The 24523-nt window shown below is 30.7% G+C and carries 26 protein-coding genes; 19 read left to right on the forward strand and 7 right to left on the reverse strand.

Going from position 1 to position 24523, the window contains the following annotated elements; all coding sequences use genetic code 11:
- Window positions 1-30 precede the first annotated feature (30 nt).
- From A5893_RS07840 to A5893_RS07890, 10 genes are all read left to right on the forward strand, one after another.
- Window positions 31-3414: an efflux RND transporter permease subunit gene (locus A5893_RS07840; protein ID WP_068821980.1), complete on the forward strand. Its 3384-nt coding sequence runs from the start codon at window positions 31-33 to the stop codon at window positions 3412-3414.
- Window positions 3415-3523: 109 nt separating this feature from the next.
- Entirely contained in the window at window positions 3524-4060 is a 537-nt protein-coding gene (locus tag A5893_RS07845; RefSeq protein WP_068821981.1) for a C40 family peptidase, read from the forward strand.
- Window positions 4061-4104: 44 nt separating this feature from the next.
- Complete coding sequence (locus A5893_RS07850) at window positions 4105-4587, forward strand: TlpA disulfide reductase family protein (RefSeq protein WP_068821982.1); 483 nt, start codon at window positions 4105-4107, stop codon at window positions 4585-4587.
- Window positions 4588-4589: 2 nt separating this feature from the next.
- Window positions 4590-5216: a thioredoxin family protein gene (locus A5893_RS07855; protein WP_068821983.1), complete on the forward strand. Its 627-nt coding sequence runs from the start codon at window positions 4590-4592 to the stop codon at window positions 5214-5216.
- On the forward strand, window positions 5206-5817 hold the full coding sequence (locus tag A5893_RS07860) for a redoxin domain-containing protein (protein ID WP_157687522.1): 612 nt from the start codon (window positions 5206-5208) through the stop codon (window positions 5815-5817). The genes A5893_RS07855 and A5893_RS07860 overlap by 11 nt, the downstream gene beginning before the upstream one ends.
- Before the next feature lie 337 nt (window positions 5818-6154).
- Complete coding sequence (locus A5893_RS07870) at window positions 6155-7165, forward strand: 3'-5' exonuclease (RefSeq protein ID WP_068821986.1); 1011 nt, start codon at window positions 6155-6157, stop codon at window positions 7163-7165.
- A gap of 5 nt (window positions 7166-7170) precedes the next feature.
- Complete coding sequence (locus tag A5893_RS07875) at window positions 7171-8037, forward strand: aldose 1-epimerase family protein (RefSeq protein WP_068821987.1); 867 nt, start codon at window positions 7171-7173, stop codon at window positions 8035-8037.
- 32 nt (window positions 8038-8069) lie between these two features.
- Window positions 8070-8366, forward strand: coding sequence for a nucleotidyltransferase family protein (locus A5893_RS07880; RefSeq protein WP_068821988.1), 297 nt, complete (start codon window positions 8070-8072; stop codon window positions 8364-8366).
- Window positions 8359-8703, forward strand: a complete 345-nt coding sequence (locus A5893_RS07885; RefSeq protein ID WP_068821989.1) for a HepT-like ribonuclease domain-containing protein — start codon at window positions 8359-8361, stop codon at window positions 8701-8703. Before A5893_RS07880 ends, A5893_RS07885 begins: the two co-directional genes overlap by 8 nt.
- Window positions 8704-8915: 212 nt before the next feature.
- Window positions 8916-10277 (forward strand): GH1 family beta-glucosidase, encoded by a 1362-nt coding sequence (locus A5893_RS07890; protein WP_068821990.1) that lies wholly within the window; start codon window positions 8916-8918, stop codon window positions 10275-10277.
- A gap of 4 nt (window positions 10278-10281) precedes the next feature.
- Here A5893_RS07890 and A5893_RS07895 read toward each other — a convergent pair whose 3' ends face one another.
- Genes A5893_RS07895 through A5893_RS07920 form a run of 6 tightly spaced genes read right to left on the reverse strand, consistent with a single transcriptional unit; the run spans window position 10282 to window position 14714 of the window.
- Window positions 10282-10974 (reverse strand): class I SAM-dependent methyltransferase, encoded by a 693-nt coding sequence (locus tag A5893_RS07895; protein WP_068821991.1) that lies wholly within the window; start codon window positions 10972-10974, stop codon window positions 10282-10284.
- On the reverse strand, window positions 10974-11993 hold the full coding sequence (locus tag A5893_RS07900) for a patatin-like phospholipase family protein (protein ID WP_068821992.1): 1020 nt from the start codon (window positions 11991-11993) through the stop codon (window positions 10974-10976). The genes A5893_RS07895 and A5893_RS07900 overlap by 1 nt, the downstream gene beginning before the upstream one ends.
- A 47-nt stretch (window positions 11994-12040) precedes the next feature.
- The gene (locus A5893_RS07905; protein ID WP_068821993.1) at window positions 12041-13000 is read right to left on the reverse strand and encodes a CvpA family protein; all 960 of its coding nucleotides are present in this window, start codon (window positions 12998-13000) and stop codon (window positions 12041-12043) included.
- A 48-nt stretch (window positions 13001-13048) separates the two neighbouring features.
- On the reverse strand, window positions 13049-13378 hold the full coding sequence (locus tag A5893_RS07910) for a hypothetical protein (RefSeq protein WP_068821994.1): 330 nt from the start codon (window positions 13376-13378) through the stop codon (window positions 13049-13051).
- Window positions 13375-13968 carry a 2,3-bisphosphoglycerate-dependent phosphoglycerate mutase gene (locus tag A5893_RS07915; protein ID WP_068821995.1) on the reverse strand — a complete coding sequence of 198 codons (594 nt, stop codon included), beginning with the start codon at window positions 13966-13968 and terminating at the stop codon, window positions 13375-13377. The genes A5893_RS07910 and A5893_RS07915 overlap by 4 nt, the downstream gene beginning before the upstream one ends.
- A 59-nt stretch (window positions 13969-14027) precedes the next feature.
- Entirely contained in the window at window positions 14028-14714 is a 687-nt protein-coding gene (locus A5893_RS07920; RefSeq protein WP_068821996.1) for a VIT1/CCC1 transporter family protein, read from the reverse strand.
- A gap of 158 nt (window positions 14715-14872) precedes the next feature.
- Here A5893_RS07920 and A5893_RS07925 point away from each other — a divergent pair, with 158 nt between their 5' ends.
- The gene (locus tag A5893_RS07925; protein WP_068821997.1) at window positions 14873-15973 is read left to right on the forward strand and encodes a DUF5700 domain-containing putative Zn-dependent protease; all 1101 of its coding nucleotides are present in this window, start codon (window positions 14873-14875) and stop codon (window positions 15971-15973) included.
- 10 nt (window positions 15974-15983) lie between these two features.
- On the opposite strand, the gene A5893_RS07930 is transcribed toward A5893_RS07925, so the two are convergent.
- Window positions 15984-16979 (reverse strand): GlxA family transcriptional regulator, encoded by a 996-nt coding sequence (locus tag A5893_RS07930; RefSeq protein WP_068821998.1) that lies wholly within the window; start codon window positions 16977-16979, stop codon window positions 15984-15986.
- A gap of 105 nt (window positions 16980-17084) precedes the next feature.
- On the opposite strand from A5893_RS07930, the gene A5893_RS07935 reads away from it, so the two are divergent.
- The 8 genes from A5893_RS07935 to A5893_RS07970 all read left to right on the forward strand — a co-directional run bounded on the left by A5893_RS07935 (window position 17085) and on the right by A5893_RS07970 (window position 24522).
- On the forward strand, window positions 17085-17507 hold the full coding sequence (locus A5893_RS07935; RefSeq protein WP_068821999.1) for an SRPBCC family protein: 423 nt from the start codon (window positions 17085-17087) through the stop codon (window positions 17505-17507).
- A 76-nt stretch (window positions 17508-17583) separates the two neighbouring features.
- Window positions 17584-18006 (forward strand): SRPBCC domain-containing protein, encoded by a 423-nt coding sequence (locus tag A5893_RS07940; RefSeq protein ID WP_068822000.1) that lies wholly within the window; start codon window positions 17584-17586, stop codon window positions 18004-18006.
- A gap of 1 nt (window position 18007) precedes the next feature.
- On the forward strand, window positions 18008-18412 hold the full coding sequence (locus tag A5893_RS07945) for a VOC family protein (protein WP_068822001.1): 405 nt from the start codon (window positions 18008-18010) through the stop codon (window positions 18410-18412).
- 53 nt (window positions 18413-18465) lie between these two features.
- A complete protein-coding gene (locus A5893_RS07950; protein WP_068822002.1) occupies window positions 18466-18846 on the forward strand; it encodes a DoxX family protein in 381 nt (126 codons plus the stop codon).
- Window positions 18847-18862: 16 nt separating this feature from the next.
- On the forward strand, window positions 18863-19078 hold the full coding sequence (locus tag A5893_RS07955; protein WP_068822003.1) for a hypothetical protein: 216 nt from the start codon (window positions 18863-18865) through the stop codon (window positions 19076-19078).
- 346 nt (window positions 19079-19424) lie between these two features.
- Window positions 19425-23243 (forward strand): hybrid sensor histidine kinase/response regulator, encoded by a 3819-nt coding sequence (locus tag A5893_RS07960; RefSeq protein ID WP_157687523.1) that lies wholly within the window; start codon window positions 19425-19427, stop codon window positions 23241-23243.
- A 1-nt stretch (window position 23244) separates the two neighbouring features.
- Window positions 23245-23505, forward strand: a complete 261-nt coding sequence (locus A5893_RS07965; protein WP_068822005.1) for a helix-turn-helix domain-containing protein — start codon at window positions 23245-23247, stop codon at window positions 23503-23505.
- A 132-nt stretch (window positions 23506-23637) separates the two neighbouring features.
- Window positions 23638-24522: an alpha/beta hydrolase gene (locus A5893_RS07970; protein WP_068822006.1), complete on the forward strand. Its 885-nt coding sequence runs from the start codon at window positions 23638-23640 to the stop codon at window positions 24520-24522.
- Window position 24523: the final 1 nt, after the last annotated feature.

Raw genomic sequence — 24523 nt, forward strand, 5'->3', positions numbered from 1 at the left:
TAGTCATAAATATCATCAAAAAAATATAAGATGAAAGACATAGAAAAAGAATTTAAACCATCTAGTTGGGCCATAGATAATAAAACAGCTATTTATGTGCTTACTGTAATGCTTTTGCTCATAGGATATTTTTCTTATGTAAGCTTACCAAAAGAAAATTTTCCGGAGATTAAAATATCTAAAATATTTGTTTCTACCATATATCCTGGTACATCACCATCAAATATGGAAAATTTGGTAACCAAGCAATTAGAGAAAGAAATTAAAGGGGTACAGGGTTTAAAAAAAATAACGTCAAACTCTTATCAGGATTTCTCTTTCATCACTGCAGAGTTTAATTCGGGTATTGATTTAACAGATGCTAAGCAAAGAATTAAAGATGCGGTAGATAAAGCCAAACAAGATTTACCAAATGATTTACCCGATGACCCGAATGTGATGGATATTAATTTGGCCGATTTGCCAATTATGTATTTAAACCTTTCAGGTGATTATGATTTAAAAACTTTAAAAGGTTACGCGGATGATTTGCAAGAGAGAATAGAATCATTAACAGAAATATCTGGAGTTGATATTGTTGGTGCTTTAGATCCAGAAGTACAAATCAATGTTGATTTAAATAAAATGGCCGCTACGCAAATATCATTTGATGATATTGAAAGAGCTATTGGTTATGAAAACATATCGGCTTCTGGTGGTACTGTGCCAATTGATGGTGTTAGACGTACGCTAAACATTAAAAAAGATTTTAAATCTGCAGAAGAGATTTCAAACGTGGTAATTAATAATCCAGTTGGAGCAGCAGTTTATTTAAGAGACATTGCAAACGTTGTAGATGGTTTTAAAGAGCAAGAATCATTTTCTACACTTTACGGTAAAAACGTAATTACTTTAAATGTTAAAAAACGTTCTGGAGAAAACTTAATTGAGGCATCTGATAAAATCAGAGAAATTATTGCCGAAATGAAAGCTAAAGAATTTCCAAAAGGATTAGAGATAGTTACAACTGGAGATCAATCTGATCAAACCCGTACCACTTTACATGATTTAATCAATACCATCGTCATTGGTTTCGTTTTAGTAACCATTATTTTGATGTTTTTTATGGGCGTAACCAACGCATTTTTTGTGGCGCTATCCGTTCCACTTTCTATGTGTATTGCGTTTATGATTATGCCAAGCATTGGTTTTACCATGAATATGATTGTGCTGTTTTCTTTCCTATTAGCATTAGGTATAGTAGTGGATGATGCCATTGTGGTAATTGAAAACACACACCGTATTTTTGATAATGGAAAGGTACCTATAAAAAAGGCAGCTAAAATGGCAGCAGGAGAGGTGTTTCTTCCCGTATTATCAGGAACATTAACCACATTAGCGCCATTTGTACCATTAGCGTTTTGGCCAGGTATTATTGGTGATTTTATGTTCTTTTTACCGATTACCTTAATCATTACCTTATTAGCTTCTTTACTAGTTGCATATATTATCAACCCGGTTTTTGCCGTCGATTTTATGGAATCTCATGATGCTGATGAAGTATATGATCCGAAATTTGATAGAAAGGTGAAGAAGGTTTTGATGTACATGGGAGTTATTGCTGTTATTGCATATTTCATCAATTTCGGTTTAGGCAATTTTGTAGTTTTAGCAGCTCTATTGTATTTATTACAGCATTTCTTCTTAGAAAAAGTAATTAGAAAATTCCAAAAAAGTAGCTGGCCTAAATTTCAAGATAAGTATGGTAGATTTTTAGAGTGGGCTTTACATCGTCCTTACACAATGTTATTAAGTACTTTGGGTTTATTAGTTTTTTCTGTCATTTTCACAATGATCAGGCAGCCAAAGTTTGTGTTTTTCCCAACAGCAGATCCTAATTTCGCTTATGTTTATATCAATTTACCTGTAGGTACAGATCAGGCTTACACTTATGAGATAACCAAAAAGGTAGAAAAAACGGTTACTTCAGTAGTTAATAAAATTGGAGAGCAAAACGTATCATCTATTATTTCTAACGTAACAAAGGGTGTAACAGACCCACAAGATGAAGATCAAGGAGATTACCCAAATAGAGGGAAAGTAACCGTTGCTTTCGTTGAATTTGGTAAACGTAAAGACAAACCCTCAACCGTTTATTTAGAAGAGATAAGAAAAGCAGTTAAAGGTATTCCCGGAGCAGAAATTTCTGTAACTCAAGAACAAGGTGGCCCACCTACATCAAAACCAATTAGTATAGAAATTACAGGCGATGATTTAGATTCTTTAGTTTCTACATCAGAAAGGTTAAAAAGTTATCTGGTATCTAAAAAAATTGATGGTGTTGAAGAGTTAAAATCAGATTTTCAAAACAATAAGCCAGAGATTATTTTTGATATTGATAGAGAAAGAGCTAATAGAGAAGGAATTTCTAGTGGTCAGATTGCAATGTCTTTAAGGACGGCTTTATATGGTAAAGAAATTTCTAAGTTTAGAGATTTAGATGAAGATTATGAGATCAATATTAGAGCTATTGAAAGTCAAAGAAACAGTTTAGAAGCTTTAAGAAACTTAAAAATCACCTATCGCGATATGGGAATGGGTGGTATGATTCGTCAAGTTCCAATATCTGCTTTTGCAAAAATTGATTATGTAAATACCTACGGTGGTATTAAGCGTAAACAACAAAAAAGGATTATTATTTTATCTTCTAATGTTTTAGGCGATTATAATCCAAATGAAGTTGTAGGCAATATTCAAAATGAAATTAATCAGTTTAGTGCTCCGGATGGTGTGCAAATTAAAATGGCTGGCGAGCAAGAAGAGCAAAAGGAAACGGGGATTTTCTTGGTTACGGCTTTAATGATAGCTGGATTTTTAATGTTAATTATTTTGGTAATGCAGTTTAACTCTATTGGAAAACCATTAATTATCTTGGTAGAAGTTATATTCAGTATTATAGGGGTACTATTGGGTATCAGTATTTTTAAAATGGAAATGTCTATTGTAATGATGGGTGTTGGTATTTTAGCTTTAGCTGGTATTATAGTAAGAAATGGGATATTATTGGTAGAGTTTGCCGATTTATTAATTGAGCAAGGTATGGAGCCATTTGCAGCTGCATTAGAAGCAGGAAAAACCCGGATGACTCCAGTTCTGTTAACCGCTACTGCAACAATGTTGGGTTTAATTCCGTTAGCAATTGGTTTAAATTTAGATTTCGCAACTTTGTTTACAGAAGGTAATCCTCATATTTATTTTGGAGGAGATAACGTAGCTTTCTGGGGTCCTTTATCATGGACCATGATATTCGGATTAATTTTTGGTACTTTCTTAACATTGGTTTTAGTACCTTCTATGTATTTAATTAGAGCAAAAATTAAAAATAGATTGGCAAACAGAAAAAAGAAAGAAATGCCGTTGATAGAAAACGAGTAATTTTTTAGTAATAAATTTTTAAAACCCCTGTTTTGTTTAAAATCAGGGGTTTTTTATTTAGCCTAATTTTTTTAAATTAGGGAGTGTAAAAACAAATCAACCTTTCATTTTGAATAAAAATATCTATTATTTCTTTTTAATTATCTGTTCTTTATTGATTTTTACTTCTTGTAAATCTAAGAAGAGGGCAGTTAGACATTCAAATTATCAATTAGAAAAACCTTCTAATAAAATCGCCTCTAAATATGCGGATGAAATGGGGGTTTCTAAAGGAGCTATTAAAAACGGAAAGCTCTATGAATTTATCGACGATTGGGAAGGCACAAAATATCAATTTGGAGGATTAAGCAAGAGCGGAATAGATTGCTCTGGATTGGTTTTTCTGATTTATCAAGATGTGTATCACAAACAAATACCCAGGATAACCAGCCAGCAAGTAGAAATTATCAAAAGAAAATACGAAAACCAGTTTAAAGAAGGAGATTTAATCTTCTTTGATTATGATGGAAAAAAGTTTAGTCATGTTGGTTTGTATCTCCAAAATGGTTATTACGTACATGCCAGCACTAAAAAAGGAGTAATGATTGAGAAGTTACAAAATCCATATACCTACAAATATTTTTCTCGAGGTGGAACTGTAGAATGAATCTGATTAATAAAATGTATCTTCAATTTATTCGTTAACAATCAATGAAAATTAAATACATTATTTTATTTCTGTTCACTTTTACTATTTCAAAATCATTGTCTGCTCAGGTAAAATTACTTTCTATTGATCAGTTAGAAGAAAGAATAGGCCAGGGAAAAGACACTATTTATGTGATTAATTTTTGGGCAACTTGGTGTGCGCCTTGTGTAAAAGAAATACCAAATTTTGAAAAACTTGGAGTTACCTATCGAAATCAACCTTTAAAAGTTATTTTAATAAGTGTTGATTTTAAATCAAAATTAGATAAAGCAGTTATACCTTTTGTAAAGCGAAATAATTTAAAATCTGAAGTTTATGTAATCAATGAAGAATCTGAGCAACTATATATCGATAAAATAAGTAAGGATTGGACAGGTTCTTTACCAGCAACTTTAATCGTAAATAAGCAAAAAGGTACAAGAAAATTTTACGAACAAGAATTTACTTATCTGCAATTAGAAAAAGTATATTTAGAAAATAAATAAACATGAAAATCATCGGTATAAAAATCAAAATTTTAACCATTTTGTTGGTTGGCTTTACAAGTTTAGCAAAGGCACAAAGTGGTTATCAAATAGGAGAAATCGTAACTGATTTTTCTCTAAATAATGTTGATGGAAAAATGGTATCGTTAGCAAATTATCCAAATGCGAAAGGCTTTTTTGTTGTTTTTACTTGTAACCATTGTCCTTATGCAAAACTATATGAACAAAGGATTATGGATTTAGATAAAAAATATGCTGCAAAAGGTTATCCAGTAATTGCCATTAACCCAAACGACCCAAAAGCTTACTCAGAAGATTCTTTTGATAATATGATAAAGCGTTCTGAAGAAAAAAAATATACTTTCCCATATTTATTTGATGAAACTCAAAACGTTGCCAAAGTATATGGAGCAAAAGCAACACCTCACGTTTATTTACTTCAGAAAACCAAGAAAGGTTTGGAGGTAGCTTATATTGGTGCAATTGATAATGATACTGAAGACGTAAATCCTGATGGAAAAATACGTTATGCGGAAAATGCCGTCGATGCTATAACGAATAACAAAACACCTAAAATTACCCAAACCAAAGCGATTGGCTGCTCAATTAAATGGAAAAATGAAAAATAATTTTATAAGATTCCAAATATTAGTAATCTGTTTTTTAGCGATTAGTTTTTCATCTAAAGCGGGTATTTTTAATACTGATACCTTGCATTTAGGTAGTAAAGTTACAGGTTTCAATTTACCTAATACAGTTCCTAATCAAGCTAAAATGGTTAGCCTTGATGATTATAAAAGCCAAAAAGGCGTGGTAATTATCTTCATGACTAATGGTTGCTACCATTGCATAAAATATCGTCAACGAATTAAAGATTTACATACCCAAAACTCAAAAAATGGTTTTCCGGTAATTACCTTAAATCCAAGTAACCCAAGTTATGCTTTTGAAGAAACTACTCAAGAAATGGTTAAAAATGCGATAAAGGAAAATTACGAATTCCCTTATTTACAAGATTCCACTCAAGAAGTTACTAAGAATTATGGTTTGCGTAGCACACCAACTGCCTATATACTGCAATTAAAGGGTAATGATTGGATTTTAAAATACAAAGGTCCAATTGATAATGACATGGAGAACAAAAAGAAAGAAAAAATCAATTTTGTGCAAAATGTTTTAGATGCATTAGTTCATCATAAAAAGGATGTTATTTATCCCATGAGAAGTTAATAGGACTGCGTTTGATTATTTATGAAAAAGAGAATAATGATGTCACATTTATCATTAGCACAAAATCCTACGCTGTTTGTAATCAATATTTCTTCAACTAAATACAATTTAGTTTTAATCCCCCTAAAAAATCCCGACCTTCATTTTCGAAGAAAACAATGCATAATGAATCAAAATAAAGATGATTATTCATTTTGGAGCAAATACAAACAATTTGCAAGTAACGAAATACTGCTTTATGTTATAATGGTGGTAGGTATTTTGCTAGGGATTCTAATTTTTAGTTAAATTGACAAAATAATATACATCTACAATCAAAATCTTATATCAAATTTAAATGAAATTAAACCTTAAACGTCCATTGGCATTTTTTGATCTAGAAGCCACCGGAATTAACGTAGCTTCTGACAGAATTGTTGAAATTTCTATCCTTAAAGCCATGCCAAATGGAACAGAAGAAATAAAAACAATGAAAATTAAACCAAACATCCCTATTCCGTTAGAGACCTCTTTGATACACAGTATTTACGATGAAGATGTTAAAGATGCACCCACCTTTAAAGATGTAGCACAAGAAATTATTGCTTTTTTAGGAGACGCTGATTTGGCCGGATACAACTCTAATAAATTTGATATTCCGATGTTGGTAGAAGAATTTTTAAGAGCTGGAGTTAAATTTGATATTGATAATAGAAAGTTTGTAGATGTACAAAACATCTTCCATCAAATGGAGCAACGTACTTTAAAAGCTGCTTATAAATTTTACTGTGGTAAAGAAATTGTAAACGCACATTCTGCCGAAGCAGATATTAGAGCTACTTATGAAGTTTTACTTTCTCAATTAGATAAATATAAAGGAGTAGATTTTGAGGATAAAAAAGGTAATATCTCACAACCAGTTGTTAATGATGTTGAGGCTTTGCATCAGTTTACAAACTTAAATAAGCCTGTAGATTTTGCCGGCAGAATGGTTTTTAATGATAATGACGATCCTTGCTTCAATTTTGGAAAGCATAAAGGTAAAACGCTTTTTGATGTGTTTGATACCGAACCAAGTTATTATTCTTGGATTATGAATGGCGATTTCCCTTTGTATACCAAAAACAGGTTAGACAAATTTTGGAAGCAACATCGTGATAAAAAAAATGAGGAAAGACAAAAACATAAGCCGGTTGAAAAGGAAATTAAAGAGGAGCAACCAATACAAAATGTGCCAACAAAACCAGCTTTTAAAAAGCCTATAAATCAAGAACAAAAGCCACATCAACAACAAAAACCAAAAAAGGATAATGGGCCGGCAAATGAAGATATGTTAAAAATGTTGGCTGATAAATTTAAAAAAATATAAATAGTATGATTGTTTTAGAGAACGAAGAATTAAAAGTCACCATTAATCCAAAAGGTGCAGAAATTATCTCTTTAATTGATAAAAACGATCATACCGAATATATTTGGAGTGGTAGTAAAGATATCTGGGGATTTAACGCTCCACATCTTTTTCCAATTGTTGGGGCTTTAAAAGACAATACTTTATTAGTTGATGGGGAAAAATATCATTTAAATCGTCATGGTTTTGCCCGCACTTCTACGTTTCGGAAAATTGAAGCTGCACCACAACAAGCCATTTTTGAGATTAGATACGATGAAGAATTTTTAAAGGTTTATCCTTATAAATTTGAATTTCAAGTAGTTTACCATTTAAAAGGTCGCACTTTAGAAACGCTGTATAAAGTCATTAATATGGATGATAAAACAGTTTATTTCTCTGTTGGTGCTCATCCAGCATTTAATGTACCCTTAGTAAAAGGAGAAAATTTTGAAGATTACAGCATAAAATTTCAATACGATGAAAAACTTATTGCTCATCAAATTAATCCCGAAGGTTTATTTAATGGAGTAACAACAGAAATTCCTACAAATAATCAAGAATTAAGTTTAACTAAATCATTGTTTGAAAACGATGCTTTAGTTTTTAAGAATATCAGATCAAGAGCTATTACTTTGAAAAGTAAATTCAGCACAAAAACAGTTAAAGTAGAATTCCCTCATTTTAACTATTTAGGTTTATGGACTAAGGCAGATGCACCATTTATTTGCTTAGAACCCTGGTTAGGATGTTCTGATCATGATGGAGAATTAAAAGAGTTTAAGCTAAAAGAAGGAATACAAAGTGTAGAAAAAGGACATGTTTTTGAAAGTATGTTTTGTATATCAGTTTAGTAAAAATTAATTCAATCCTTTATATTTGAAATATGGTTTACGATACTCAAAAAATAATTCATCAACTATCGCAACTAAAACCATTGTTGCAACAAAAATATCCAATTTCTGAATTAGGATTATTTGGATCATTTGCGAATGGTACTTATACTAATAAAAGTGATATTGATATTTTTGTTGATTTTAATAAACACATAGATGGGTTTGACTATATCAAATTAGCTCATGATTTGGAAGATTCATTTAAACACAAAATTGATTTAGTATCAAGAGGTGGAGTAAAAGAGAAATATCTTCCATTTATAGAAAAAAATCTGATACATGTCTAGTCGAGATACTCGCCTTCTTCTACAAGACATTAACTTTTCAATTGAAAAAATTTTAGATTATACAAAAAACTTAAGTTTCGAAGATTATGAATCTGATTCTAAGACAAAGGACGCTGTAGAAAGAAATTTTGAGATTATTGGAGAAGCATCTTCTCGTATTCCTGAAGATTTCAAAAATCTTAATCAAAATATAGAATGGAGGATTCTAAAAGATTTTAGAAATTTCATTATACACGAATATTTTGGGGTCAATAATCAAATTTTATGGGATACTATTAAATTTAGATTACCAGATTTATACCAGAATATATTAGAACTAATTAAAACGATTAAATAGAAACTTCTCATAAACTAAACACTAGCTTAACATTAGCTCCTTATCTTTATAAAAAGGATAAGAAAATGAAAGCATTACAATTCATCAGAAAATCTATAAATCAAATCAAAGAATTTTTATTTTTAAACAGAATGAGGGCTTTATTCTCTCATTAAGATTTGATAAAAATTAAATTCCATGTACTTTGCAAGCTATTTAATTGCTTGCTTTAAATGACTGACGCCAAACTTTCCTCATCTGTATATTTTTCAAAAGAAGAATTTGGTCCCAATTTTAAATGGGGAGTTTCTGTAGCGGCTTATCAAATTGAAGGGGCTCATGACGCAGATGGCAAAGGATTATCGATCTGGGATACTTTCACCAACAAAAAAGGAAAAATCAGGGATAATCATAATGGCAATACCGCAACTGATTTTTACAGCCGATATCAAGAAGATATTGATTTAATCAAAAAATTAAATATCCCAAATTTTAGATTTTCTATTGCTTGGTCTAGGATTTTACCTGATGGAACCGGAGAAATTAATCTTGCCGGGATTAACTTTTACAGAAACGTTATTGATTATTGTTTATCACAGGGTATTGAACCCTGGATAACGCTTTATCATTGGGATTTACCACATGAATTAGAGAAAAAAGGTGGTTGGACAAATAGAAATGTGATTGCCTGGTTTGAAGAATTTGTATCTGTTTGTGCCAAAAATTTTGGTGATAAAGTAAAAAATTGGATGGTAATGAATGAGCCTGTTGTTTTTACTGGAGCGGGCTATTTTTTAGGATTACATGCACCAGGTAGGAGAGGGATGAAAAATTTTCTTCCTGCTATCCATTATACAACACTTGCAATTGCAACTGGCGCAAGAAAACTGCGAGAAATTATTCCAGAAGCAAATATAGGAACTACATTTTCTTGTTCTTATTTAGAGCCTTATCGAAATTTAGAAAGAGATAAAAAAGCCGTAAAAAGAGTAGATGCACTTTTAAACCGTTTATATATAGAACCTTTGTTGGGTTTGGGTTATCCCGATGAGGAATTGCCAATTTTAAAAGGTATTAAGAAAATAAGCTTTCCAGAAGATGAAAAAAATATGGTTTTTGATTTCGATTTTATTGGGATTCAAAATTATACCCGTGAAATCATTAAAAACTCATGGCTCATTCCTTATGTAAAAGCATCATTGGTAAAAGCAGAAAAAAGGAATGTTACGCTTACTGAAATGAAATGGGAGGTTTATCCAGAGGCGATGTATCAAATGATCAAAAAATTTAATCAATATCCACAGATTAAAAAATTAATGATAACTGAAAATGGCGCTGCCTTTCCGGATGAATTAATAAATGACGAGATAATTGATTTACAGAGAACAAAATATATTCAGGATAATTTAGGTCAACTTTTAAAAGCCAAAAAAGAAGGTTATAAAATTGATGGTTACTTTGTTTGGACTTTAACTGATAATTTTGAATGGGCAGAAGGCTATCATCCTCGTTTCGGCATAATTCATATTGATTTTGAAACGCTAAAAAGAACGGTTAAAAACTCAGGAAAATGGTATGGTGATTTTTTAAAATAATACTTTAAATTAAAGTCAGCTTTCCTAAATAAGCATTATCATCATCTCTAAACATAATTTGCAATTGATAACCGCATTCTTTTGCCAAATCTGCCATTAAGCTTTCATCGGCATAAAGCCAAGAAAACCATTCACCACTTTCTCCTTTATACTCGTACTGATAATCTATTTCACCATAATAGCTATCAGTTTCTGGTTGCTCGTCTTCATATAAATAGGAAACATCTGAAGAATCAAATACAATTTGACCGTTTGGTTTAAGGAGATTTTTTGCATGAAATAAAAAGTTTTTAAGCTCATCAACATATCCACAAAAACCAATTCCGTTCATCATCATTAAAAGTGTATCGTATTTTTTTTCTTCATAATCCATCACATTAATATGGATTATTTTTTTCAATCCCCTCTGTTTCATTACTTCACATGCTCCGGCAGAAATCTCTAAAGCGGTTACATCAAAATTATTTCTTTGTAAAATTAAACTGTGAACCCCAGCTCCTGCACCAATATCCAAAATTTCTCCTTCGCAGAGGTTTAACGCAAACACTTCAATATCGTTAAGGTCTTCATCTTCCCTAAAAAATGCATCAACAGGAAAATCTTCGGCAATGGTATAATTATTATTTAATAGCACTTCTACATCATGATTTCCGGCTTGATAATCTCTTAAAAAATCGCCATAGATATCGTGTTTCATTATAATTCTTTTGTTTTAAGTTTGATGAGATTATCAATTACTAAATCTATTACTTGTGTTTGCTGGCTAATCATCCTATCTGCTAATGCAATTAGTTTATTAATGTTTTTAGGAGATGCGGCATCCAATCTTTCATCAACACTTTGCAAATTTCTGGGTTCTAGCCTTAAGTAATGATCAGAAATACCCAAAAAACTAAAGATTTGTTTCATATAAAAATGGCTGGTTTCGGTAGCTCCGCTCATCATCATATCTAATAAAGCTGGAACAACAAAAAGAGCTTTTGTATCTTTTAATTCATCACTATCATAAGATTTTTTTGATGCTCCAGTACCTAAGGACAAAATATAGACATCAGTAGGAATTAATTCTTCCGGATTTTTTTTGATTTCTACAAAGGCACTTAATGAGGGATTAGTTGCAAAAATACCACCATCTAATAAAGGATATCTTACACCCGCTAAAGAACGAATTTCTGCCACACTAAAATATGTTGGAGCTGCCGAAGTGGCCCTGCAAACATCTTTTACATAAAAATCACGGCTATCGCCACGTGTAGCTGCTACTTTTTGTCTAAAGAAATGGGCTTTCCTTAACTCGATGTTGTAGGCAGTAATGATACAAGGCTTTATAAGTTGACTTAATTTAACATCGCCAAAATAATCTAACAATAGTTTCTCAAATACTTTAGCGTCGTATTTTTCTGTTGTCCAGCCAATATCTGCAAAAAACCTTTTAACACCTTTACTATAAAATATTTTTGGCCCGTTTGCTACGTATAAGTTTAAAGCTTCCTGGGCAGAAAATCTAGGTTTTTTAGGATCGTCTTTTGAAGGGCAAAGTAATAAACAAGTTAAAATACCACCGGTGCTGGTGCCAGCAAAAAAATCAAAATACTCTGCAATGTAAGCTTCGGGATTTCCGGTTTTTTCTTTTAAACGCTTCTCCATCTCCACCAAAACCATTCCGGGGATTATTCCTTTTATTCCACCACCGTCAATAGATAAAATGGTATTCATTTTTCTAAAGTAATGATAAAATATAAGTTTGTTAAACTGCGAATCTTTTAATTAGTAAAATTTTGAGTTACCATTACTCCATTTATGCCACCATCCAAAATTCCTATTCCAATTTTTCTAAATTTTGGGTTAAGGATATTTTTTTTATGTCCTGGAGAATTCATTAAACCAGTATGGGCAATGTCTACGGTTTGTGCCAAAGCCAGATTTTCTCCAGCAGTTAAATATTTGATCTGATGTTGTTTAATACGATCAAAAGGTGTTTCATTTTCTAGGTTGATGTGAGAGAAATAGCCTTTTTTAAACATATCATCAGAATGTTCTCTAGCCACATTTCGTAAAGCGGTGTCTCTTTCTAAAAGAGGAACTCCAGCTTTTTTTCTTTCCTGATTAACCAATACGTATAGATGATTTTCAAAATTCTCATTTGCTTTTGCGTTTTTTACTGTGAAATGAAGAAATATAGTATCATCTGATTCGGGTTCTATGGTAAGTTTACTGATAGATTTTTTTACCTGGTTACTAATATCAGGAGAGATATGATTGTCTAGATTTTCTATTTCCTGACTTAAGAAGTTTGCAATTTTACTATTTCTGGTTGTTGATATCAGGCTTGGCCATAGTGGCAAAAACAAAAATATTAGGGCTATTAATGCCGAATAAAAAAGACCTCTAATCATACCAGGAAAAATGCCCATTACTTTGTTTAACGGACTTTGATGTGTTTTATTGGAAATATTTTTTACGAGTTTATAGATGATAGCACCTATAATTAGCCGAGCTATAATAATTGCTATAAAAAAAGAAAGTGGAAATAGCCACCTTTCTTCAATTTGATAATGATCATCTAAGAAAGTGGCAATGTATAAATAGGTTAAAAAAGCAGCAAATATACTCGCTACCAAAGCCAATAACTCTAATGCTCCTAAAATAAAGCCTCTTCTATAACTTTGGTAAACAGCCAATAGCAGAATTGCTATTAGAATAAAATCAACATAATTTAACATGCTGGATGCTTTACAAAAAACAATCCAAATAATGGTTTAACTTAAGGATTATAGATTTTTGGAGGGATTTATTTTATACAGATTACGATAATATAACTTCTCTTTTTGCCTTTGAATAACTAATCTTGCTAAAGTTTCACCTGCTGTTTCTTTTTCTGAGTTCTTTGATAGTTCAGAAACTGCTTTTTCTTGAGAAATATCAATGCGATATAATATAGAAAAAAGTAGATTCAAATCTTGCACCACAAGATTATCGAGATAATCTGCCAGAACTTTTTCTAAATTAATAGCATCACCTTCTTCCTCTGGATTGATACCAATAATCTGATAACTCCAAATTATAGCTTCTCTATCTGCTACCTTATTATGGTCTATCATTTATTCACAATCTTTATTGGCCAATTATAAATTAAAGGAACCCCGGTTGCAATTTCTCTTTCCATAATTTCTTCTTTAGAGATATTTTCTAAATACATTATTAAAGCCCTTAAACTATTGCCATGTGCTACAATCAATATATTTAAGCCTTTATCTAAATCTTTTTTTATATGAGAATTAAAATAAGGAACAACTCTATCATAAGTATCTTTTAAACTTTCTCCATTAGGCGGCCGAACATCAAAAGAGCGACGCCAAATTTGAACTTGCTCAATTCCAAACTCTTTTATAGTATCAAATTTGTTTAAACCTTCTAAATCACCGTATTTTCTTTCGTTTAGAGCCTTGTTTTCTACAACAGGGATTTTTTCTAAACCACTAATCTTTTTAATAATTTCATATGTATGCTTTGCTCTAATTAATGTTGATGTATATACCTTATCAATACAAGTAGATTTTAATAGTTCTCCTGCGTCTTTTGCCTCTTCTTCTCCTTTAGGACTTAACTCCACATCTTTTTGACCTGTAAATTTATTTTCGAGGTTCCAAACAGACTGTCCATGGCGAACTAAAATCAATTTATTATCCATTAAATTTTTTTGAAAACTATGAAATTAAAAATTATAATAAATGAATCTAGACATTGTATTTAAGTGATCAATTTTGCAATTCCAAAAGCAGCGCCAGCTGCCAAAGCACCAATTAAAACAGTTTTTAAAGCTCCCTCTAATGGTTTTTGTCCGGTTAGTTTTGTTTTTATATAACCAAATATAAATAATGCAATAATGGTTATTACTGCAGAAATCATTAAGCCTTCTTCTGGCGTATCAGTAAAAAAATAAGCTAAAAGCGGAATAAATCCACCTAATACATAAGAGATCCCTATGTTTAAAGCACTTTGTTTAGCTCGTTTAGGATTTGGTTTTTCCATACCTAATTCAAAACGCATCATAAACTCTACCCAAAGTTTTTTATTTAAGCTTAGTTGTTCTGCAATTTCAGTTTGTAAAGATTCACTTAATCCATAAGTTGCAAAAACTTCTTTAACCTCTTCTTTTTCCTGGTCTGGAATTCTTTCTACCTCCGCATATTCCCTATCTAATTCTGTTTGATAATGTTCCAATTCAGTTTTTGCAGATAAAAAACCACCTAATCCCATAGCTATAGAACCTGCAACAATTTCTGCAATACCTGCAGTGATAATAAAACTATTTGAATGTAAAACTCCGCTTAAGCCAGCAGTAAGCGCAAACGGGACTGTTAAGCCATCAGACATTCCGATAATTACATCACGAACTATTTCTGAAGCTGTAAAATGTTTTTCTGGGTGTAACATTGTTTAAAACTGAACATTAAAAACTATAAATCAAATAGTATAATGAAATTCATATTTAGTATGATTAAAAGCTTATAAAGTTTGCATAAAATTTTAAAATTGAAGTTTTTTCTAATTCAAAACAATTGTATCATTGCAATTAAATATTATGAAATCTCATGAAAAAATTAATTAAAGGAGTTATAATTTTTGTTTGTTTACTTAACATCAAAATTGTTTCAAAAGCCCAGACTATAGATTTTGCCCCTTTAGATGCCTATTGGAAATTAATTGAGCCTCTTAAAAGCGGTGATTCTCTTTCTTTAATAACCTGGAAAAATTTTTTAGATATAGAACCAAATAAAATTTATGTACAAAACCAAGGTTTTGATAATGATTATCTAGAACGATTAAGAAAAACCATACAGTTGGTTTATATGTCTAAAAATGAAAATATTTTGGCTAAAAGAGTGGTAGCAATTGATAAAGATCCATCTTCATATTGGCTCACCTACAAGGTTTATGTTTATAAAAAATATGAGAAAGAATTAAAAGCTTTTCAAAATCAACTAATTAACCCTTCTTATATTCCTTTAATTTATAAAAATTCTTTTGAGTGGCTACCCAAAAAATTGCAAAATAAGGATGGCAAAATAGATATTCACTTTTTAGGGATAGAAAATGATGCCATTGCAGGCGATGGAATTGTTATAACAACGTTATGGACTTTATATAATCAAGATAAATTAAAAATGGGAGGGCTTTTAGGGCATGAGATGCATCATGTATTAAGAAAGCCTATCACATTCCCTAAAATAGATGAGCAAGATTTAGGCATTATATATTTTATAAATGCAACTTTAAACGAGGGAACTGCTGATATGATTGATAAGGTAGTAAATATTGAATACCAGGGTGAATTGCCAATGGGAATGAGTTATAAAGATTTTGAGCTTTTTCAGGCAGATAGTATAGTTGCACAAGTGGATATCAACTTGATAGAGATGCAAAAATCAGAAGGCAAAATATTTAAAACCGAAAAGGATTATAGAAATTTAGTGAGGTGGACTAGCGGGCATTGCCCCGGTTATTATATGACTGATATTGTAGTTAGGCAAGGTTATAAAAAGAGATTAATGCAAAATATCCAAAATCCATTTGAGTTTATTTACCTATACAATAAAGCCGCTAAAAAAGATAAGGAAAAGCCACATGTTTTTAGCGATGAAGCGATTGCTTACATAAAATTGATGGAAAATAAATATTGGAAATATAAATAGATCAAAAATATTAATTAACCATTTCTGTAACTGCTATTTCTAGCTTGTTATACTTATTTCTATACTCAATTGGTGTTAAGCCTGTTATCTTCTTAAAAAGTGATCTAAAAGTTTTTGTATCGGTATAGCCAACATCAAACATTACTTCACTTATATTTTTTCTGCTGTTCTCAAAACTTTGTTTAGCGGCTTCAATTTTAACTCTCTGTATATATTCTAAAACAGAATTATTTGTAGCCAATTTAAACCTTCTTTCTAAACTTCTTCTGCCCAAAGCAGCTCCATTTGCTAAATCCTCAACATTTAGTTTGTCTTCAATATTTTGTTCAATATACTGTTGCACTTTTTTTATTTCTTCATCTTTATGATTTTTTTGTCCTTTAAACATCGCGAAAGCATTTTGACTTTCTCTGTCAATATCTATCGCAAAATATTTTGAAGCCAGAATTGCAGTTTCACGGTTTGTATATTTCTCTACCAAATGCAGTAATAATTGCCAGTAAGAGTTTGCCCCTCCACTAGAGTAAATGCGATTTTCTTCGGTGATGATACTTCCATCTACTAGCTTAACATCAGGAAACATTGTTCTAAATTCGTTTGCAGAATTCCAATGGGTAGAGCATTTTTTACCTTTTAGCAAACCTGTGGAAGCTAAAATAAAAGCTCCCACGCACAATGAAGCTACTTCTGCACCTTGCTCATGTTGCTTCACAATCCACGGTAATAATTCTTTGTTTAATTCAATTGCAGATGAAATATCGCCACTTATTGCAGGGATAATTATTAAATCTGTTGACATTACATCTTTTAATAATTGATTAATATGGACAGTAAAAAGGCTACCATTCAATTTAACCTCTTTTTCTAATGCAACTAAATTAATCTCAAATAAAGGTTCCTTTCCAGAAATCTTTAAAAACTGATTAACAGCATTAAACATATAATGTGGGTCGGCAACAGCTTCTATTATTGCTGTTTGAGGAACAAGTATACTGACTCTTTTCATAAATTAAAGATACAAAAACTTGTCGCAATACGCCCTTCTATTGTCGTTTTTTCACAGAGATAAAATTAATTTATCCTTATACATTTGAATGCTATATAGAATAAAATGGAAACAACAAAAATAACTATAGGAAATATTATTGATTTACCAATAGAAAAGGTTTGGGAATTATGGACAAATCCTAAGCACATAATTAATTGGAATTTCGCTTCTGAGGATTGGCATACTCCATCTGCAGAAAATGATTTGATTGTTGGGGGAAAATTTTCTTCAAGGATGGAGGCAAAAGACGGTAGTTTCGGGTTTGACTTTTGCGGAATTTATGATGAAGTTGAAGAGTTTAAGAAAATTGCATACACACTTGGTGATGAAAGAAAAGTAGAAATACTTTTTGAAGGTAATGGAAATAGCACTCAAATTACTGAAATTTTTGATGCTGAGAATGAAAATTCTATTGAGATGCAACAGATCGGCTGGCAAACTATTTTAAATAATTTTAAAAGTTACGCAGAAAAATCATTTATTTAAATAAATGAAAATCAACAATTTGTATTTGATTTTGCGAAACACAAAGTTTTAATGTTAAATCATAAATTTAATCAGAATGAAAAAGTTAGAATTTAAAATCAGCATAAATGCTGATAGAGAAAAAGTTTGGGATGCGTTGTGGGCAGATGCAAACTACCGCAGGTGGACAAGTATTTTTTCTGAAACTTCACACGCAAAAAGTGATTGGAAAGAAGGAAGTGAGATTTTGTTTTTAGATAAAGATGAAAACGGCATGTATAGTTTAATTGAAAAATTGGACAAGCCTTCTGAAATGAAGTTTAAACATTTGGGAGAGCTTAAAAAAGGGGAAAAGTTAAAAGGTGATTGGAGTGAAGCAATTGAGCAATATCAACTTTTTGATGAAGATGGTAAAACAGATTTATTAATTTCAGTAGATTCTAATGAGGAATTTGCCGATTTTTTTGAAAAAACGTTCCCTAACTCATTACAAATAGTAAAAGAAATATCAGAATCTTAATATGGAAATAAATACCTATCTCACATTTAATGGAAACTGTAAAGAAGCAATGTGTTTTTATCAGGAATGTTTGGGTGGTAATTTAGAGTTCCAAACCATTGGAGAATCGCCGTTAGCTGAGCAAATGCCTAAAGAGATGAAAAATGCTATTTTACATAGTAGTCTGATTGCAGGAAATCTTAAAATAATGGCGTCTGATATGGTGAATGAAAACGGATTAAATAATGGTAACAATGTTTCCCTACTATTAAATTGTGAATTTGAGTATCAGGTACATGAAATGTATCATAAACTTTCGGAAAAAGGTTTAAAAGATCACCCATTAGAGAAAACTTTTTGGGGCGCCACTTTTGGAGATTTAACGGATCAATATGGCAATAGGTGGCTTTTGCACTATCAGGGATAATTTAAATAGTGAGTTTAAATATCAGCTAAAAATCAGAACTAAGTTTTAAAATTATGAAAAAAGAAAAAATTATTTATTGGGTTACCACAACCATCATCTTTTTATTTGAGGGCGTAATGCCGGCTTTAACAGCAAATACAGAATTGGCAAAAGAAGGAATTAAACATTTGGGATATCCAGCTTATTTTGGCATAGCACTTATAGTTTTTAAGGTTTGTGGAACATTGATTTTAATAATTCCAGCGTTTAAAGCGAGAATTAAAGAGTGGGCTTATGCCGGTTTTACCTTTGATTTTATTTTCGCATCTATCTCTCATGCTGCTGTTGATGGAATTACTAACACTCAAACATTTTTCCCTTTAATTTTCGTGGTTATTTTAGCAATCTCTTATATTTATTATCACAAGTTAAACCCATATCCTGTATCAATATAATTGAGGAAATAAGAATATGAAGGTTGAGGTTTTTAAAACAAATATTGTGGATTCATTAATAGCAAACAGTTTCGTATTTGAGTTGATGCTATTATTTCCTTCAGCTCAAATCAACTTTGATCTGGATGATTGTGATAAAATTCTTAGGATTAAAACAGAATCAATTTGTGTGAAAACCATTCAAAGATTATTTTCAGAAAAAGGGAAGTGGTGTGAGTTATTGGATGATTAGGGATTTAAGTTGTTTGAGTTTGTCATACGATTTTAGCTTAAATGTTGGTCAATATTTGAGGTAAAAATTAATTGTTGATTTTTTTTATATCATAGTTAAAAAAGCTTGACCTTAAATAATTTTTAATTTAAATACAGCAGCATCATTTTTAAAAAGAATAGTTAGGATATTAAAAATCTAGCTTAGGTTTTTAATTAAAATAGTAAAGGCAAATGACTTATTGAGTTTTAAAATCTTCTATTTCATAGAATATTAATGCTGATTTTTTTAAAAAAATATATTTAAGTTTAAAAAAATATAATAACCAATTTTGTTTTTACCAAAATCAAATACAATCTTTATCTTATTGATATTACTTTCAGCAAAAATTCTATTTGCTGGTGATATAAAATTTAAGCACCTCACTATTGATAATGGTCTTTCGCAAAATACAGTAACTACTATTTTTCAAGATCATAAAGGTTTAATATGGATAGGCACTTGGGATGGATTGAATAAATATGATGGCTATAATTTTGAGATTTATAGAAATGATGGAAGAAATCCAAAAAGTTTAAGCGATAATAAAGTAAACGCAATTTTTGAGGATAAAAAACAAAAACTTTGGGTTGGGACTACTTCGGGCTTAAATTTATTTGATAGAGATTTAGAAGAATTTAAGTCGTTCCCAAATGAAAGAAATAAATCTTATGCTGTCTCAAGTATTGTAGAAGATACAAACGGAATTATCTGGTTAGGGACTGATGAAGGTGTTAAATATTTAGATCCTTCAATTGGTAAAATTAAAGATTTAGCTTTTAAAAATTCCCAAAACGGAGATTCGCGAGTACAATCTCTTTACATAGATAAAGGCAATCTATTATGGATTGGCAAATTTGCTGGTTTATTATTTTATGATATCAGTAAAAGAAAGTTAGTTTCTCCATATCCAAATTTACAACAAGCTGTTAAAAATTCTTGGATAAGAACTGTAAAATATCAAAAAGATGGTTCTTTTTGGTTAGCTACTGAAGCAGATGGGGTTTTACATTATAAGAGTAACAAAGAAATTGATTATTATTCAGTAAAAAATGGATTACTGTCTAATACAATAAGAGACATTTTAATTGTTAATGAACGAGAAATATGGATTGGGACTAAATTTGGATTAAGCATCCTTAATCCTTTTAGTAATGGCATAAAAAATTATACTTATAAAAAAGATGAAGATTCACAAATCTCATTAAGTCAAGCTTCCATCCGATCTTTGTTTAAAGATAAAAAAGGAAATATATGGCTAGGTACCTATTCAGGTGGTATTAATCTGGTTTATAATTTCCAGGAGAATTTTTCTTACAAAGGACATGCAAAAGAAGACGTTTCAAAATTATCAAATAAGGAGGTAAATAGCATATTTGAAGAACCAGATAAGAATGTTTGGTTGGCAACTGATGGCGGAGGTTTAAATTATTGGAATAGAAAATTAAACACCATTGCAGTCTATAAATACGGAAAAGATCATAGTATTTTTAATACTGTAAAAACTATTCATCAAGATGCAGAAGATAGGAATATACTGTGGTTAAGTACAGGGGGTGGAGTATTAAAATTTAATAAAAATAGCCACTTATTTGAGCCGTTTAATTTTATCAATAATTTTAACCTACCCGCTTTTATACATCAATATGTATTTGAAGATAGTAATTATGGGTTATGGATAGGTACAAATTTTGGAGGGTTATACTTATTTAAGAATGGGCAAAAAATAAAATTTTATAATAATCAAACTAATAAGAAAGATTATTTAAACTCAAATATAATAACTGCTTTAAAGAGTGATAAAAATGGTTTATGGATAGGAAATAGGGGAGCAGGATTGAATTATCTTGACTACAAAACAGGTAAAATAACTAGTTATGTTTATAACAAGAAAAACCCAAGTAGCTTAAGTAGTAATAATATTCTTTGTTTATACAAAGATAGTAAAGGGAGATTATGGATAGGTACTGATGGTGGAGGGCTTAATTATTACGACTCAGTATCGAAACAATTTTTAACCTTAAATAAAAGTAATGGATTGTTTAACAATACCATTAACGCAATAATAGAAGATCAATCAGGAGCTTTATGGTTAAGTACAAATGGTGGGCTTTTTAAAGTAAAAACTAAAATAACCCCTAATCCTTTAAAATTTGAGGACTTAAAAATTGTTAATTATACTGTAGAAGATGGTTTACAAAGTAACCAGTTTTTGTCTAATTCTGTATTTCGTGGATTAGGGAACGAACTTTTTTTTGGAGGTATTAATGGTTTAAGTACGTTTTTCCCAAATCAACTTTCTGTTAACAATAATAAGCCAAACATTATATTTACTGAGCTTTCAATATTAGGGAGGTCTGTAACCATTGGAGAAAATAATATTCTAGAAAAATCTATTGATGAGACTGAAGAAATAGTTTTACCATACGACAAAGCCTCTTTTACTATTAAATTTTCTTTATTAAATTATGTACATCCCGATAAGAATAAATATGCTTTTATACTTGAAGGTTTTGCTAATGATACCTGGCATTATGTAAATGACCAACGCCAGGCAACCTATACCAACCTAAATCCCGGAACTTATACATTTAAAGTAAAAGCAGCCAACAATAGTGGTGTCTGGACAGAAAAATCAAGGACATTAATTATTAAGGTTCTTCCGCCATGGTATAAAACTTGGTGGGCTTACACCATTTATGCAGTCATTTTCTTACTTCTCTTATACTTATTTTATTCTTACACAAAATATAAAGAACGCCTAAAAAGTAAAATAACTTATGAACAATACGTTGCCAAGCAAGAGCGAGAGTTAGCCGAGCAAAAATTAAGCTTCTTTATAAAAATCTCTCATGAGATTAAAACACCTATTACCATGATATTAGCTCCCTTACAAAAGCTTTTATCAGCACATGAAAATAACCCAGTTTGGTATGATCACTTAAATATTATGAATAAAAGTGGACAGAGATTACTCAATCTGATTGATCAATTATTAGATGTTAGAGGCTTTGATGCAGCCCAAACTAATCTTAAAGCAGCAAAAGGTAACATGGTAAGATTTCTGAAAGAAATTGTAGTAATTTCTTCTAATCTTTCAAAAGAAAAAAATATCGATTTATCTTTTTCCTCTTCTGAAGAAAGTGTAGAAACATGGTTTGATAGGGATAAAATGGAGAAGGTAATTTATAATATACTTTCTAATGCTATAAAATATACTCCAGAGTATGGTGAAATAAACGTAAAAGTTGAGAAATTACATTTAGAGCAAACAGTATTAATAAGTATTACTGATAATGGTAGCGGTATTTCTTCAGAAAGGATACCAACCATCTTTACAGCTTTAAAACATGAAGATAGTATGCTTAATAATATATCTGGTACTGGTATAGGATTAGCTTTTGCTAAAGAGTTAGTAGATCTTCATCATGGCGAAATTAGTGTAGAAAGTACTCCATCTTCTAACGGTGTTAATGGCTTCACTTGTTTTAAGGTTAAACTTCCATTAGGGAATAGCCACCTACAAAAATCTGAAATTGCCGATAATTATCTTCAAACAGAAAATATTAATAATTATAAAGACTATAAATTAAATAGGCAAAGAAATTTTGAAGATTTACAAAATAAGATAAAATCAAATCATGGCGTAGAGAAGTTGTCAATGTTGATAGTAGAAGATAATATTGACGTTCGCAATTTTTTGGTAAATCATTTTAAATCTGAGTTTGAAGTTTACATTGCAGAAAATGGTAGAATTGGATATGAAGAAGCTTTAAAAAATATTCCAGAAGTTATTATTAGCGATGTAATGATGCCTGAAATGGATGGAGTTGAGTTATGTAAACTTTTAAAAGAAAATATAAATACCAGTCATATCCCTATTGTTTTATTAACTGCAAGAAGTCCGCTTTTATTTAAACTTCAAGGTTTAGAAAACGGAGCCGATGAATACATATCAAAGCCTTTTAATTTAGACCTATTAGAGGTTAAGGTATGGAGCCTGATATTGAATCGGCAAAAAATGCAATCAAGGTTTCAAAAACAAGTTTTGTTAGAACCTACAAATACTCTTATTTCTAGTTTTGATGATGTTTTTATAGAGCGTATAATTAAATACATAGAAGAATATAGCCTTAGAAACTCTTAGTGTGGAGGATATAAGTACCTATGTTGGGATGACTAGGGGGAATCTTTATAAAAAACTAAAAGCTTTAACAGCAAAAAGTCCGGTAGAGTTTATCAGATACATTCGTTTACAAAGAGCTTCGCAATTGTTACAACAGAAAAAAATGTATATTAATGAAGTAGCATATATGGTAGGTTTTCAAGATGTAAATTATTTTAGAAAATGTTTTAAGGAAGAGTTTGGCTTTAACCCAACAGAGTTTGCGAAACAATTTAATAACTAGTAAGCTGGTTATAATTCTTTAATACAAATGACACCATAAAATGATACAATTAACAAGACTGTAAACTCAAAGTCTGGTTAAATTTGATAGATTTTAAATCTCCTAATTTTTAATTTACCAATTATTAAACATATGCGTAATTTACAGAGTTCACTGTTTTTATTTTTTTTTACTTTCCTATTTTTTAAAGTTACAGCACAAGAAATTACCAAAAATACTTATGTGCCACCTGTTCAAAAACAAAAAAATATTGATAAAATAACCTTAATTCAAGATATTAGGTACGGTACCATTCCTGCAATTGCTCTTGATTCTACCAGTGATAGAATTCTTGATTTATATTTACCACAAAATGATGCAAGCAAAACATCACTACCTGTTTTTATTTTTATACATGGTGGCGGATTTACCGGAGGTGATAAAGGATTAACAGATTTTTGTTCTAAAATTACTAAACAAGGCTTTGCAGTAGTTTCTATTAATTATCGTTTAACTTTAAAATATAAAAAAGTAAGTGGTGCATCCTGTTCGGGCAATATGTCTAAGGGTTTACCCGCTAACGGATCATTTCACCCAGTATTAAACGAAGCCATTAATAACGCATCCGAAGATGCCATTTTTGCCTTACAATGGATAAAAGATAATGCCAAAATGTTTGGTTTTAATACAGATAAAATAGCAATTAGTGGTGGTTCAGCTGGCGCAATGACAGCCTTGCATGTAGCTTATGTTTCTAAACAAAAAGTATTACCTATAAAGGCAGTTGTAAGCTTATGGGGCGGTTTAGAAGATGCAAAGGTAATTTCAAAAAATGCACCTCCAATTTTAATTTATCATGGCGATATTGATAATACTATAAATGTAGCTTATGCTTATGCATTAAAAGAAAGAATGGCTGCGATTGGATCTAAAGACACTCAATTACAGATTTTAAAAGACAAAGGGCATGCACAGTATAATTTAATTGCCAAAGAAAAAATTAGTGAGATTGTTTTGTTTTTGAACAATGTTTTATAAT

This window comes from Pedobacter psychrophilus (assembly GCF_001652725.1).
Lineage (GTDB): Bacteria > Bacteroidota > Bacteroidia > Sphingobacteriales > Sphingobacteriaceae > Pseudopedobacter > Pseudopedobacter psychrophilus.